We start from the raw sequence: 14087 nt of genomic DNA, 5'->3' as shown, positions 1-14087 counted from the left end.
ACGGTGGCCGCTCCGTCGGGGCGAGGATCAGGGACCGGTCACGCACTAGACGGACTCCTCCTCGAAGGCCGGACGCGCCGGGTGAACCTGGACGGGGCCGCCATCGCTCCGGGGCTGCAGCAGTAGATACATCACGCCGCCCACCAGGCCCGACAGCAGGAAGCTGCAGTCCACCCCGCCCGTCAGCGACAGCAGCGGCCCCTCGTACGACGGCAGGGACACCGCCAGCAGGCCGACTCCCGCGCCCAGGGTCCAGGAGACCGCGGCCCGGATGTTCCAGCCGGCCCGGTACCAGTAGATCCCGCCGTGCGAGCGGCGGTTGAAGACCTGGAGGGCGTCCGCGTCGTAGACGCCCCGGCAGCGGACGAAGCCGATGAGTGTGATGACCGCCCAGGGGGTGCCGATCGCCGTCAGCAGGAGCACGAAGGACGTCATCGCGGACTGCGCGTTCCAGGCGTAGTGGCCGACGAAGACGCAGGCCGTGGCGACGATCGCGACCGTGTAGGTGGCACGGGCGCGGGACGCGCGGGGCAGGATCGCGTCCAGGTCCAGGCCCATCGAGTACAGCATCAGGCCCGCGTTGCCGACCGAGCCCGCGGAGGCGGAGAGCAGGAGCGGGACCAGGTACCAGGCGGGGGAGGCCGACACCAGCGGGCCCGCGTAGTCCGTCGCCGCCCGCGCCGCGTACGCGGTGAACGTGCCGAACAGCTGCGGCACCAGCAGGCCCAGGATCAGGCCCAGCCAGGTCGCGTGCAGGACCCGGCGGGAGGAGTGGCGGGCGGGGGAGATGTAGCGCGTGTAGTCGCCGAGGAGGGTGATGAAGGCGACGGGGCCCGACAGTCCCGCCGCGACCGCCGCCAGGCACCAGGTCGGCCAGAAGCCGCCCAGCAGATATCCGCCCGCCTCCGGCAGGGGAGAGGTGGTGAAGTGCGGGGCGTAGGCGAAGATCCCGAGGACCAGCAGGGCGGTCATCCCGACGGCGAGCACCCGGGACATGGCGAGCAGGACGCGATAGCCGTAGACCGCGCCCGCCACCGTCGCCGCCGCGAGCACCCCGTAGACCACCGCGTACGACACCCCGTCCGCGGGCAGCCCGAACAGCCGGTTCAGCACGCCCACCATCACGTCGCCGCCGATCCACACGGTCAGCGCGGTGTAGCCGAGGGCCAGCAGCAGGCCCACCACCGAGCCGACCAGCCGCCCGCGCACCCCGAACTGGGCGCCGGAGGAGGTGGAGAGGTTGGTGCCGGTGCGCAGCGAGACCAGGGCCAGCGGGGCCGTGAACACCGTGCCGACCAGCGTGCCCACCACGATCGCGCTCACCGACGCCCACCAGCCGAGCCCGAAGGACGGCGGCAGCCAGCCGAAGATGATCACGCCGAGGCAGAGGTTGGAGCCGAGCAGGATCGAGACCAGGTCCTTGGGCCCGCTGGTGCGTTCCTCGTCCGGGATGGTGTCGACTCCGCGCTGTTCTATCGGCATGGCTGGTCCCCTTCGACGGCCATCTGAGACGTATGGCTGAGAGTTAGAGCGACGTTCAATGTGGGTGACCAGGCGGTTGATGTCAATGGTTCCCTTCTCGTAATCCGGCATTTAGAGTGGCGTTCTAAGCGCAGGAAGAGAAGGAGGTACCGGGACGTGCGACTCACCCCCACGGAACGTGACCGGCTGCTGCTCTTCGGAGCCGCCGAGCTGGCCCGTGCCCGCCGCGCCCGGGGCCTCAGGCTCAACGTGCCGGAGGCCACCGCGCTGATCGCGGACACCGTGTGCGAGGCCGCCCGGGACGGCAGGCGGCTCGCCGAGGCCGTCGAGGCGGCCCGCTCCGTCCTCGGCCCGGCCGACGTGCTGCCCGGTGTCTCCGACATCGTCACCGAGGTGCACGTCGAGGCCGTCTTCGACGACGGCTCACGGCTCGCGGTGGTCACCGACCCGATCGGGGGCGGCGGGCTGGGCGAGGAGGGGCCGGGTGCGCTGCTGCCGGGGCCCGAGCACGGCGACCCGGAGGCGGTGGTGCGGCTGCCCGTGACCAACACCGCGACCGTCCCCGTCTCCGTCACCTCCCACTTCCACTTCTTCGAGGCCAACCCGCGCCTCGACTTCGACCGCGCCGCCGCCTACGGCCTGCGGCTCGCCGTGCCCGCCGGGTCCTCCGTGCGCTTCGGGCCGGGGGAGTCGCTGGAGGTCGGCCTGGTGCCGATCGGCGGCGCCCGGGTCGCCATCGGCTTCGCCGGGCTGGTCGACGGGCCGCTGGACGCGCCCGGGGCCCGCGAGGAGGCGCTGCGCCGCGCGGCCGCCTGCGGCTACCTGGGCGTTCACGACATCCGCGACCAGGAGGGGGACCGATGAGCCGTCCCGGAGGCCACCCGGCCGAGGCCCGCCGCCTCACCCCGTACGAGTACGCGGCCACCCACGGCCCCCGGGCCGGCGACCGGGTCCGCCTCGGGGACTCGGGGCTGGTGATCCGCGTCGAGGACGACTCCCAGCGCTACGGCGACGAGTTCCTGGCCGGCTTCGGCAAGACCGCCCGCGACGGACTGCATCTGAAGGCCGCCGCGGTCCGCGACACCTGTGACGTCGTCATCAGCAACGTCGTCGTCATCGACGCCGTGCAGGGCATCCGGAAGGTGTCCATCGGCATCCGCGAGGGGCGGATCTGCGCGATCGGCCGGGCCGGGAACCCCGACACGCTGGACGGCGTCGACGTCGTGGTCGGCACCGGTACCTCGATCGTCTCCGGCGAGGGGCTGATCGCCACCGCCGGGGCCGTCGACACCCACGTCCACCTGCTGTCGCCGCGCATCATGGAGGCCTCGCTGGCCTCCGGCGTCACCACGATCATCGGGCAGGAGTTCGGCCCGGTGTGGGGCGTCGGCGTCAACTCGCCCTGGGCGCTGAAGCACGCGTTCAGCGCCTTCGACGCCTGGCCGGTCAACATCGGCTTCCTCGGACGGGGTTCGTCCTCGCACCGGGCGCCGCTGATCGAGGCCCTCGCCGAGGGCGGCGCCTGCGGCTTCAAGGTGCACGAGGACATGGGCGCCCACACCCGGGCGCTGGACACCGCCCTGCGGGTCGCCGAGGAACACGACGTCCAGGTCGCCCTGCACAGCGACGGGCTGAACGAGTGCCTGTCGGTCGAGGACACCCTCAGGGTGCTGGAGGGCCGTACCATCCACGCCTTCCACATCGAGGGCTGCGGCGGCGGACACGTACCGAACGTCCTGAAGATGGCCGGTGTCCCCCACGTCATCGGCTCCTCCACCAACCCCACCCTGCCCTTCGGGCGGGACGCGGTCGCCGAGCACTACGGCATGATCGTCTCCGTCCACGACCTGAAGACCGACCTGCCCGGCGACGCGGCCATGGCCCGCGACCGCATCCGCGCCGGGACCATGGGCGCCGAGGACGTGCTGCACGACCTGGGCGCGATCGGCATCACCTCGTCCGACGCCCAGGGCATGGGCCGGGCCGGCGAGACCGTCCGCCGTACCTTCGCCATGGCCGGCAAGATGAAGGCCGAACTCGGCGCCCCGGACGACGGCCACGACAACGAGCGCGTGCTGCGGTACATGGCCAAGCTGACCATCAACCCGGCGATCGCCCACGGGCTCGCGCACGAGGTCGGCTCCATCGAGGTCGGCAAGCTGGCCGACATCGTGCTGTGGTCGCCCGAGTACTTCGGGGCCAAGCCGCAGCTCGTCCTCAAGTCCGGCTTCCCGGCCTACGGCGTGACCGGCGACCCGAACGCGGCCACCGACACCTGCGAACCCCTGGTCCTCGGACCGCAGTTCGGGGCCCACGGGGCGACCCCCGCCGACATCTCGGTGGCCTTCGTCGCCCAGGCCGCGCTCCACCAGGGCAACGACACGATGCCCACCCGGCGCCGCCGGGTGGCGGTCCGCGGCACCCGCGGCATCGGCCCCGCCGACCTGCGGCTCAACTCCCGTACCGGAGCGGTCGACGTGGACCAGCGCACCGGCCTGGTCACCCTCGACGGCGAGCCGCTGCGCTCGGAGCCCGCCGACTCCGTCTCCCTCAACCGCCTGTATTTCCTCTGAATGCCACAGCTGTAAGGATCACCGATGTCTGCTGCCTCCGACGGCTTCCGGATGCCCGCCGAGTGGACCCCGCACGAGCGCACCTGGATGGCGTGGCCGGGCCCCAACCCCACCTTCGACGACCCGGACGACCTCCTCGCCTCCCGGATGGCCTGGGCGTCGGTGGCCCGCGCGATCCTGCGCTTCGAACCGGTGACGATGGTCTGCGGCCCCGGTCAGTCGGCGGGCGCCCAGGTGCTGCTCGGCCCGGGCGTCGACACCGTCGAGCGTGAACTGGACGACGCCTGGATGCGGGACATCGGGCCCACGTTCCTCACCAACGGGCGTGAACTGGCCGCCGTGGACTGGACGTTCAACGGCTGGGGCGCCCAGCACTGGGCCCGCTGGGAGCACGACGCGAAGATCGCCGGCTATGTCTCGGACCGCGCGGGCGCGAAGACGTACGCCTCGAAGCTGGTGAACGAGGGCGGTGCGATCCACGTCGACGGCGAGGGGACCGTCCTGCTGACCGAGACCGTGCAGCTCGGCCCCGAGCGCAACCCGGACTGGACCCGCGAGGAGGTCGAGGAGGAGATCCACGGGATGCTCGGCACCCGCAAGGCCATCTGGCTGCCCCGCGGCCTCACCGGCGACTACCCGCCGTACGGCTTCGGGACCCTCGGGCACGTCGACATCGTCGCCGCCTTCGCCCGCCCGGGAGTCGTGGTCGCGCACTCCCAGCCGGACCCCGCGCACCCGGACCACGAGGTGACCAAGGAGGTCATCGGCCTGCTGCGGTCCCAGACGGACGCGCGCGGCCGCGCCCTGGAGGTCGTCGAGGTCCCGGCCCCGACCGTCCTGGAGGCGGACGGCCACTGGGCCGACTACTCCTACATCAACCACTACCTCTGCAACGGCGGGGTCGTGCTCTGCGGCTTCGACGACCCGCGTGACGAGAGGGCCGCCGGGATCTTTGGCCGTCTCTTCCCCGAGCGGAAGGTGACGCTGGTGGACGCCCGTACGATCTTCTCCGGCGGTGGCGGCATCCACTGCATCACACAGCAGCAGCCGAAGATCTAGCAGTACGAGGAGCAGCACATGGCCGGTGGGCGCAGACAGGCCCCGCCCCGCGAGGACGTGCTCGCCGCCGCCATGGACATGATCGCCGAGCGCGGTCTGGAGAAACTCACCATGGCCGCGCTCGGCCATGAGGTCGGCATGAGCAGCGGCCATCTCCTCTACTACTTCCGCTCCAAGGACGAACTGCTGCTCCAGACGCTGGAGTGGAGCGAGGGCCGGCTGGGCGCCGAGCGCGGTCGGCTGCTCACCCGTCGCGGCACCGCCCGCGAGCGCCTCGACGCCTATGTCGACCTGTACGTTCCCGTCGGCCACCGTGACCCGCACTGGACGCTCTGGCTGGAGGTCTGGAACCGCTCGCAGAACGCCGACGAGGCCGCCCGCGACCGCCAGGCCGCCATCGAGGGCGCCTGGCACCGCGACCTGGTGGCCCTGCTCGCGGAGGGCATCTCGCGGGGCGAGTTCCGGCCCGTCGACGCCGACCGCTTCGCCGCGCGGCTGCGCGCTCTGCTCGACGGCTTCTCCATCCATGTGGCGATCGGACTGCGCGGCACGGACCGGGCACAGGTGCTCCGCCATGTACGCGAGTTCCTGGAAGCGGATCTCCTCGCGGACGCGTGACCTTCGCACCCGGTGGTGCGCAGACAGACCAGGAATCCCATGTTCCCCCGCCGGGCAGGAACGGCCCATGGGACGACAACACTGGAAGAAGATCTGGGTCGGTTCGGCGGGCAACATGGTCGAGTGGTTCGACTGGTTCGTGTACGCGAGCTTCGCCACCTACTTCGCCGGGGCGTTCTTCCCGAGCGGAAACCCCACCGCGCAGCTGATGAACACCGCCGGCATCTTCGCCGTCGGGTTCTTCATGCGCCCGGTGGGCGGCTGGCTGCTGGGCCGGGTCGGTGACCGCAAGGGCCGCAAAGCCGCCCTGACCCTCACCGTCACCCTCATGTCGGTGTCCGCGCTCCTCATCGCCGTCGCCCCGACCTACGACGTGGCCGGCTACGGCGGAGCCTTCGTGCTGCTCGTCGCCCGCCTCCTGCAAGGGCTGTCGGTGGGCGGCGAGTACGCGGCCAGCGCCACCTACCTCACCGAGGCCTCCGACCCGCGACGGCGCGGCTTCGCCTCCAGCTTCCAGTACGTGTCGATGACCGCCGGCCAGATCGCCGGCCTCGGCCTGCTGATCGTCCTCCAGCACACCCTCTCCGACACCGCGCTGCACGACTACGGCTGGCGCATCCCGTTCGTCGTCGGCGCGCTCGGTGCCGCCGTGGTCTTCTACCTGCGCCGGACCATGCTGGAGACCGAGGTCTACGCGGAGGACACCTCGGACACCGCCGAGCGCGGCACCCTGCGCGCACTGTGGCAGCACCGGCGGGCGGCGTTCCTGGTCATCGCGCTGACGATGGGCGGCACGGTCGCCTACTACACGTACACGACGTACCTCACGAAGTACCTCTCCAACTCCGCGGGCCTGTCCAAGGAGACCGCCACCCTGGTCTCCTTCACCGCGCTCACCGTCTTCGCCTGCCTCCAGCCGCTCGCCGGCGCCCTCTCCGACCGCATCGGCCGCCGCCCCCTGCTGATCACCTTCGCGGTCGGTTCCACCGTCCTCACCGTGCCGATCCTGACCCTCCTCAAACACGCGAACGGTTACTGGCCCGCCCTCGGCCTCTCCCTGCTGGCCCTCGTCGTGGTCACCGGCTACACCTCGATCAACGCCTGCGTGAAGGCCGAGCTCTTCCCGACCGGCGTCCGCGCCCTGGGCGTGGCCCTGCCCTACGCCCTCGCCAACGCCCTGTTCGGCGGGACCGCGGAGTACATCGCCCTGTGGTTCAAGAACGCCGGGATCGAGTCCGGCTTCTACTGGTACGTAGCGGGCTGTGCCGCCGTCTCGCTTGTGGTGTACGTCACCATGCGGGAGACGAAGGACCTGGATCTGGCGCGGATGAGGTCTCAGGATCCATCCACCGTGACGACCGCATCCTGAGACGGTCGGTGGGCCGGGGGTGGATTGTGCCAGACTGCCCCCGTGCTCTCGTTCGCCATGATTATTGGCAGCAGGCGCGCCGGTCCGCAGTGACCACCACGTACGACCAGGTACGGGTGGCCATCGTCGTCCTCGACCCGCGCGCAGACCTCTCGCACCCGCGAGGGGTTTTTTCGTTTTCCGGCCCACCTTCAGCCGGAAGGCAAGCGCGAGGGACCCTGGAGGGACGGTGGAGCCGGTCATTCCGGTACGACCGAGATTCGACATCAGGAGCCAAGTGACCATGACCGAGACGGCAACCAACGAGCTGGACGACTCGTTCCACGTCTTCGACACCACGCTGCGCGACGGTGCGCAGCGCGAGGGCATCAACCTCACCGTCGCGGACAAGCTGGCCATCGCACGGCACCTGGACGACTTCGGCGTGGGCTTCATCGAGGGCGGCTGGCCGGGCGCCAACCCCCGGGACACCGAGTTCTTCGCCCGCGCCCAGCAGGAGATCGACTTCAAGCACGCCCAGCTGGTCGCCTTCGGCGCCACCCGCCGGGCCGGTGCCAAGGCGGCGGAGGACCCGCAGGTCAAGGCGCTGCTGGAGGCCGGCGCCCCGGTGATCACCCTGGTCGCCAAGTCCCACGACCGCCATGTCGAACTGGCGCTGCGGACCACCCTCGACGAGAACCTGGAGATGGTCCGCGACACGGTGTCCTTCCTGAAGGACCAGGGCCGCCGCGTCTTCGTCGACTGCGAGCACTTCTTCGACGGCTACCGCGCCAACCCCGAGTACGCCAAGGCGGTCGTCCGGGCCGCCTCGGAGGCGGGCGCCGACGTGGTCATCCTCTGCGACACCAACGGCGGCATGCTCCCCGCCCAGATCAGCGCCGTGGTCTCCACCGTCCTCGCGGACACGGGCGCCCGGCTCGGCATCCACACGCAGGACGACACCGGCTGCGCGGTCGCCAACACCCTGGCCGCCGTCGACGCGGGAGCCACCCACGTCCAGTGCACGGCCAACGGCTACGGCGAGCGTGTCGGCAACGCCAACCTCTTCCCGGTGGTGGCCGCCTTGGAGCTCAAGTACGGCAAGAAGGTGCTGCCGGACGGCCACCTGCGCGAGATGACGAGGATCTCCCACGCCATCGCCGAGGTCGTCAACCTCACGCCCTCCACCCATCAGCCCTACGTCGGCGTCTCGGCCTTCGCCCACAAGGCCGGCCTGCACGCCTCCGCGATCAAGGTCGACCCGGACCTCTACCAGCACATCGACCCCGAGCTGGTCGGCAACACCATGCGCATGCTGGTCTCCGACATGGCCGGCCGCGCCTCGGTCGAGCTCAAGGGCAAGGAACTCGGCATCGACCTCGGCGGCGACCGCGAACTGGTCGGCCGGGTGGTGGAGCGGGTGAAGGAGTACGAACTCAAGGGCTACACCTTCGAGGCCGCCGACGCCTCCTTCGAACTCCTCCTGCGCGCCGAGGTGGAGGGCAAGCGGCGCAGCTACTTCCGTGTCGAGTCCTGGCGGGCCATCGTCGAGGACCGCCCCGACGGCACCCACGCCAACGAGGCCACGGTCAAGCTCTGGGCCAAGAGCGAGCGGATCGTCGCCACGGCGGAGGGCAACGGCCCGGTCAACGCCCTCGACCGCGCCCTGCGCGTCGCCCTCGAGAAGATCTACCCCCAGCTGGCCAAGCTCGACCTGGTCGACTACAAGGTGCGCATCCTGGAGGGCAAGCACGGCACCGAGTCCATCACCCGCGTGCTGATCTCCACGTCCGACGGCAGCGGCGAATGGTCCACGGTCGGCGTCGGGGAGAACGTGATCGCCGCGTCCTGGCAGGCCCTGGAGGACGCCTACACCTACGGCCTGCTGCGGGCGGGCGTGGAGCCGGCGGAGTAGCGGCGGTGAAGCCGGGGGCTGGGCTCACAGCCCCCGGCTCGTTCCGCGGTACCGCCTTACTGCAGGTGCCACTTCTGGTTCGCGGCGCCCGTGCACGTCCAGATCTGGGCCCGTGTCCCGTTCGCCGACGAGTTGCCCGTGACGTCCAGGCACTTGTTCGCCGCCGCGTTCACCACGTCACCCGTCGAGGCGTTGTACGACCACTGCTGTGCTCCGGTGCCGTTGCAGTCGTACAACTGGACCTTCGCGCCGTCCGCCGTGGAGGCCGAGGTGACGTCGAGGCACTTGCCGAGCGCGCGCACCGACCCGTCGGACTGCACGGTCCACTGCTGGGCCGTGCTGCCGTTGCAGTCGTAGAGCTGCACGGCCGTACCGTTGGTGCTCGAACCGCCCGCCACGTCGAGGCACTTGCTGGCGAGCCCGACGAAGGCGCCGGTCTGGCTGCCGCCGCCCGACTGGGTGCCGGCCCAGGTGAAGGTCGCCGAGGTCTTGCCGGGCAGTGAGTAAGTGGCGTGCTGGGAACCCCAGTTGATGGTGACGGTCTTGGCGGCGGACGAGTCGTTGTAGGCGATCAGCGCCTTGGAGCCGTCCGGGTTGCGCCAGGCCACGTTCGGCACGGCGGTGGACGCGGTGGAGGCGATCCGCTGCGCACCGGGCCGGACGAACTTCGTCAGGTGCCCCATCGTGTAGTACTCGACCGTGTAGTCGACGGTCCCGCTCGCCCCGTCCCCGTTGTGCACGGTGATCAGCCCGGTGCAGGTGCCGCAACCGCCGTTGTGCGGGCCCATGTTCTGGTCCACGGCCAGCGACCACTTGGTCACCGACTTCGCCCAGTTGCGGGTGTAGTCGATGATGTTGTTCATGTCCTCGCGCTGCTGGTTGGCGATCCAGGTGCCGCCGGAGTGCTCGGTGCCGAAGGCGTCCAGCGTGGGGTACTGGTTGTGCACGGTGGTCTGCTTGTTGATGTCACCGCCGTAGCCGTGCCAGGCGATCCCGCCGAAGTTGGGGTGGTTGCGGATCGCCGAGTCGTCGACGCTCGCGGCCGCGTAGGAGTCGTATACGTCCCAGTTCCAGTCGTGCGCGAGGACCTTGGTGGACAGCCCGGCGGCCTGGAGCTTCGGCAGCAGCTCGCTCTTGAGGAAGTACTGCAGGCCCGAGGCGTTCCAGCTCATCGACGGGTAGCCGGAACAGCAGGTCGGCTCGTTCTGCGGGGTGACGTACGAGACCTTCACGCCCTGTGCCTGGTAGGCCTGGAGGTACTTCACGAAGTACGAGGCGTAGGCCCCGTAGTCCTCCGACTTCAGCCAGCCCCCGTTGAGCGAGCCGCTGTCCTTCATCCAGGCCGGCGCCGTCCATGGCGAGGCCATGACAGTCAGAGAGGGGTTCAGCTGGAGCGCCTGCTTGGTGAGCGGTACGACATCCGCGAGGTCGTGGGAGATGGAGAAGCTGTTGAGGTTCGGGTCGGTCTGCCCGGCGGGTATGTCGTCGTACGTGTACCCGTACCGAGCCAGGTCCGAGGCGCCCATCGGATTGCGCAGGAACGACAGCCCGATCCCGTCGGTGGGGGAGAACAGCTTCTTCATGGTGGCGTCCCGGGTGGCCTGGGACAGCGCCCCGCTGCTGTTCATCAGCCAGGCCGCGGTGTCGGTGAAGGACGCGCCGCCGCCGGTGAAGGTCTGGTAGCGGGTGTTCTCGTCGACGGTGATGTTCTCGCCGCTGCCGCCACTCCCGGACTGGAAGGCGAACGGCGTCTGCGCCTGGAGCCCGCGGGTGACATGGCGCCCGCCGGAGTCGTCGGTGGTGGTGAGGTACGCGGTGACCTGCTCGCCGGCCGCGTGCGCGGACGGCGCGACCGCGCTGAGGCCGGCCACGGTGAGCAGCCCGGCCAAGAGCAGCCGGACCGTGTGGGGGGTGGTTCTCATGGACACATCGCCCTTCCTGACGGATGTCTTGACGGGGGTGCGAGCCGTTAGTTAACTCACGTCGTGATCTAAGTCATGAGTGAACTGTGAGAGCCCCGAGTGAACCAGAGAGTCGAGGGAAGGTCCATGCCAAGAGCCGCCCTGCTCGTCTCCACCGCCCTACTCGCAGCCCTGATGCCCCTGTCGGCGGCCCGCGCCGTCGACGACCCAGCCCCCACTCCCGTCGACCGCTTCGAAGGCGAGGTCCCCTTCGCCTCCCAGCCCGCCGAGGGCATCTTCACCTGGGGAGGCGACAGCGACGACCCGCCCACCCTCCAGCTCGCCGACCGGGCGGACGCCCCCGAGGGCGCCAAGGTCCTCTCCGGGACGTACGACATCAGCGGCTACGGCGGCTTCACCCACGACTTCGCCGCCGCCGAGCCCGCCCACGACTGGTCCGCCCACAAGGGCATCCGCTTCTGGTGGGACGGCCAGGACAACGGCAAGAAGATCAACTTCGAGATCAAGGACGGCGGCGCGGGCGGCGAGGCCTCCGAGCTGTGGACGACGTCCTTCACCGACGACTTCACCGGCTGGAAGCAGGTCGAGATCCCCTTCGGCGACTTCGTCTACCGCACCGACTACCAGCCCGTCGGCGGTATCGACCACGTCCTCGGCCTGACCCAGATGTGGGGCTACGCGCTCACCCTGCCCGTCGGGCTCCAGGGCCGGTTCGCCATGGACGACGTGGAGTTGTACGGCAAGGCCGACCAGGCCCTGCGCGCCTCCGTCACCACGGACGCGGCCGTCTACCCCGTACAGGAGGGCCGCACGGCCGCGGTGAAGGTCTCCGTCGGCACCACCGGCTCCGCCCCGCTCGACGAGCCCGTGACCGTCGCCTACGAGACGGCCACGACCGGAACCGCCGCCTCCGGCAAGGACTACACCCCGGTCTCCGGCACCCTCACCTTCCCGGCCGGCACGGTCTCCGGGGCCACGCAGACCATCAAGGTGCGCACGCTGAAGGACCACTCCGGCGAGTCGGCCGAGACCGTCCCGCTGAAGCTCACCGTCACCGGCGCCAAGGCCCCCGCCGAGACCCCGCAGGTCGTCATCGACGCGCACGGACTGCCGTATCTGGACAGCAAGTTGCCCGTGAAGGAGCGGGTCGCCGACCTCCTCTCCCGGATGTCCCTGGCCGAGAAGGTGGGCCAGATGACCCAGGCCGAGCGCGGTGCCGTGGGCAACGGCGGTGACGTCGCCGCCTACGACCTCGGCTCGCTGCTCTCCGGCGGCGGCTCCACGCCCACCCCCAACACCGCCGCGGCCTGGGCGAAGATGATCGACGGCTTCCAACTGCGCGCGCAGGCGACGCGGTTCCAGATCCCGCTGATCTACGGCGTCGACGCGGTGCACGGCCACAACAACCTGGCCGGCGCCACGATCATGCCGCACAACATCGGCATCGGCGCGACCCGCGATCCCCAGCTCGCCGAGGACACCGGCGCGGTGACCGCCGCCGAGGTCCGCGCCACCGGCATCCCCTGGGACTTCGCCCCCTGCCTCTGCGTCACCCGCGACGAGCGCTGGGGCCGCTCCTATGAGTCCTTCGGCGAGGACCCCGCCCTGGTGAAGTCCATGGAGACCATGATCCAGGGCCTCCAGGGCCGGGCCGACGGACGTGACCTGAAGGACGACGACAAGGTCCTGGCCACCGCCAAGCACTTCGTCGGCGACGGCGGCACCGAGTACGGCTCCTCCACGACCGGGTCGTACACCATCGACCAGGGCGTCACCAAGGTCACCCGGCAGCAGCTGGAGGCGGTCCACCTGGCGCCGTACCAGACCGCGGTCGACCGGGGCATCGGCACGGTCATGCCCTCGTACTCCTCGCTCGACATCCTCGGTGACGGCCAGGGCCCGGTGAAGATGCACGCCCGCGCCGACATGATCAACGGGGTACTCAAGGGCCGGATGGGCTTCGACGGCTTCGTGATCAGCGACTGGAACGCAATCGACCAGCTCCCCGGCGACTACGCGGCCCACGTCAGCACGTCGGTCAACGCCGGCGTCGACATGATGATGGTCCCCTACAGCTACCAGGACTTCACCAAGACCCTGACCGACGAGGTGAACGCAGGCCGGGTCAGTGAGCAGCGCATCGACGACGCGGTCTCCCGCATCCTCACCCAGAAGTTCCGGCTTGGCCTCTTCGAGCACCCGTACGCCGACACCTCCGGCGCCTCGAAGATCGGCTCCGCCAAGCACCGGGCGGTGGCCCGCCAGGCGGCCGCCGAGTCGCAGGTCCTGCTGAAGAACTCCGACAGCGTCCTGCCCCTGAAGAAGTCGCAGAAGGTGTACGTCGCCGGGTCCAACGCCGACGACCTCGGCAACCAGACCGGCGGCTGGACCATCACCTGGCAGGGCGCCTCCGGCACCCACACCACGGGCACCACCATCCTCCAGGGCATGAAGAACGCCGGGGGAGACGTCACGTACTCCAAGGACGCCTCGGCGCCGACGAGCGGCTACGACGTGGGTGTGGTCGTCGTCGGCGAGACCCCGTACGCCGAGGGCGTCGGAGACGTCGGCAACGGCAACGACCTGGCGCTGACCCCGGCCGACCAGGCCGCCGTGGACAAGGTGTGCGCGGCCATGAAGTGCGCGGTGCTGATCGTCTCCGGGCGCCCGCAGCTGATCGGGGACCGGCTCGGGGAGATCGACGCCCTGGTGGCGTCCTGGCTGCCGGGCACCGAGGGCGACGGCGTGGCCGACGTGCTCTACGGGAAGAAGGCCTTCACCGGCCAGCTCCCGGTCACCTGGCCGAAGTCCGAGGCCCAGCTGCCGATCAACGTGGGCGACGCGTCGTACGACCCGCAGTACCCGTACGGCTGGGGTCTGACGACCCTGGCCAAGCCGTCGAAGGGCGGCGAGGCCACCCTGCGGGCGCTCGGCGTCGCGGCGAAGGCCGCGGAGCGGACGGGCGCCGCCTCGGCCGGCCGGAAACTGGTCACCAAGGCGCGACTGCTGGTGCAGGCTGAGATCGGACAGTCGATCACGGCAGCCGTCTCCAAGCCCTTCGCCGACGCCGACCACCTGCTGCTGACCGGTAAGTACGAGGCGGCGGTGGAGAAGCTGACGGAGGCGTACAAAGCAGCATAAGAAATGACAGGTTATGGGGGGTTTCGGGT

9 protein-coding genes are annotated in these 14087 nt (G+C 70.3%); 7 read left to right on the top strand and 2 right to left on the bottom strand.

Annotated elements, in window-relative coordinates; genetic code table 11:
- Positions 1–45 precede the first annotated feature (45 nt).
- Positions 46–1482, bottom strand: coding sequence for a cytosine permease (locus AB0N16_RS35670; protein WP_365804118.1), 1437 nt, complete (start codon positions 1480–1482; stop codon positions 46–48).
- A gap of 156 nt (positions 1483–1638) precedes the next feature.
- Here AB0N16_RS35670 and ureA point away from each other — a divergent pair, with 156 nt between their 5' ends.
- The 6 genes from ureA to cimA all read left to right on the top strand — a co-directional run bounded on the left by ureA (position 1639) and on the right by cimA (position 8995).
- Entirely contained in the window at positions 1639–2346 is a 708-nt protein-coding gene (ureA, locus tag AB0N16_RS35665; protein ID WP_365804116.1) for an urease subunit gamma, read from the top strand.
- On the top strand, positions 2343–4055 hold the full coding sequence (locus AB0N16_RS35660) for an urease subunit alpha (protein ID WP_365804114.1): 1713 nt from the start codon (positions 2343–2345) through the stop codon (positions 4053–4055). Before ureA ends, AB0N16_RS35660 begins: the two co-directional genes overlap by 4 nt.
- 24 nt (positions 4056–4079) lie before the next feature.
- Positions 4080–5114: an agmatine deiminase family protein gene (locus AB0N16_RS35655; RefSeq protein WP_365804112.1), complete on the top strand. Its 1035-nt coding sequence runs from the start codon at positions 4080–4082 to the stop codon at positions 5112–5114.
- Positions 5115–5132: 18 nt separating this feature from the next.
- A complete protein-coding gene (locus tag AB0N16_RS35650; RefSeq protein ID WP_365804110.1) occupies positions 5133–5732 on the top strand; it encodes a TetR/AcrR family transcriptional regulator in 600 nt (199 codons plus the stop codon).
- A gap of 67 nt (positions 5733–5799) precedes the next feature.
- Positions 5800–7101, top strand: coding sequence for an MFS transporter (locus tag AB0N16_RS35645; RefSeq protein ID WP_365804108.1), 1302 nt, complete (start codon positions 5800–5802; stop codon positions 7099–7101).
- A 283-nt stretch (positions 7102–7384) separates the two neighbouring features.
- A complete protein-coding gene (gene cimA, locus AB0N16_RS35640; protein ID WP_365804106.1) occupies positions 7385–8995 on the top strand; it encodes a citramalate synthase in 1611 nt (536 codons plus the stop codon).
- Between the two features lie 56 nt (positions 8996–9051).
- Here the strand turns inward: cimA and AB0N16_RS35635 are convergent, their stop codons facing one another.
- Positions 9052–10917 carry a ricin-type beta-trefoil lectin domain protein gene (locus AB0N16_RS35635; protein WP_365804104.1) on the bottom strand — a complete coding sequence of 622 codons (1866 nt, stop codon included), beginning with the start codon at positions 10915–10917 and terminating at the stop codon, positions 9052–9054.
- Between the two features lie 126 nt (positions 10918–11043).
- Here AB0N16_RS35635 and AB0N16_RS35630 point away from each other — a divergent pair, with 126 nt between their 5' ends.
- A complete protein-coding gene (locus AB0N16_RS35630) occupies positions 11044–14058 on the top strand; it encodes a glycoside hydrolase family 3 N-terminal domain-containing protein (RefSeq protein WP_365804102.1) in 3015 nt (1004 codons plus the stop codon).
- Positions 14059–14087: the final 29 nt, after the last annotated feature.

Origin of the sequence: Streptomyces sp. NPDC051105 (assembly GCF_040682795.1) — a bacterium.
GTDB lineage: Bacteria > Actinomycetota > Actinomycetes > Streptomycetales > Streptomycetaceae > Streptomyces.
The sequence above is the reverse complement of the archived record's forward strand: the minus strand, read 5'-3'. Positions and strand labels throughout refer to the sequence as shown.

Excerpts from the sequence above, each read along its gene's own strand:
- AB0N16_RS35660 (WP_365804114.1), top strand. The coding sequence starts at position 2,343 with ATGAGCCGTCCCGGAGGCCACCCGGCCGAGGCCCGCCGCCTCACCCCG.
- AB0N16_RS35670 (WP_365804118.1), bottom strand. The coding sequence starts at position 1,482 with ATGCCGATAGAACAGCGCGGAGTCGACACCATCCCGGACGAGGAACGC.
- AB0N16_RS35635 (WP_365804104.1), bottom strand. The coding sequence starts at position 10,917 with ATGAGAACCACCCCCCACACGGTCCGGCTGCTCTTGGCCGGGCTGCTC.
- AB0N16_RS35650 (WP_365804110.1), top strand. The coding sequence starts at position 5,133 with ATGGCCGGTGGGCGCAGACAGGCCCCGCCCCGCGAGGACGTGCTCGCC.
- cimA (WP_365804106.1), top strand. The coding sequence starts at position 7,385 with ATGACCGAGACGGCAACCAACGAGCTGGACGACTCGTTCCACGTCTTC.
- AB0N16_RS35655 (WP_365804112.1), top strand. The coding sequence starts at position 4,080 with ATGTCTGCTGCCTCCGACGGCTTCCGGATGCCCGCCGAGTGGACCCCG.
- AB0N16_RS35630 (WP_365804102.1), top strand. The coding sequence starts at position 11,044 with ATGCCAAGAGCCGCCCTGCTCGTCTCCACCGCCCTACTCGCAGCCCTG.
- AB0N16_RS35645 (WP_365804108.1), top strand. The coding sequence starts at position 5,800 with ATGGGACGACAACACTGGAAGAAGATCTGGGTCGGTTCGGCGGGCAAC.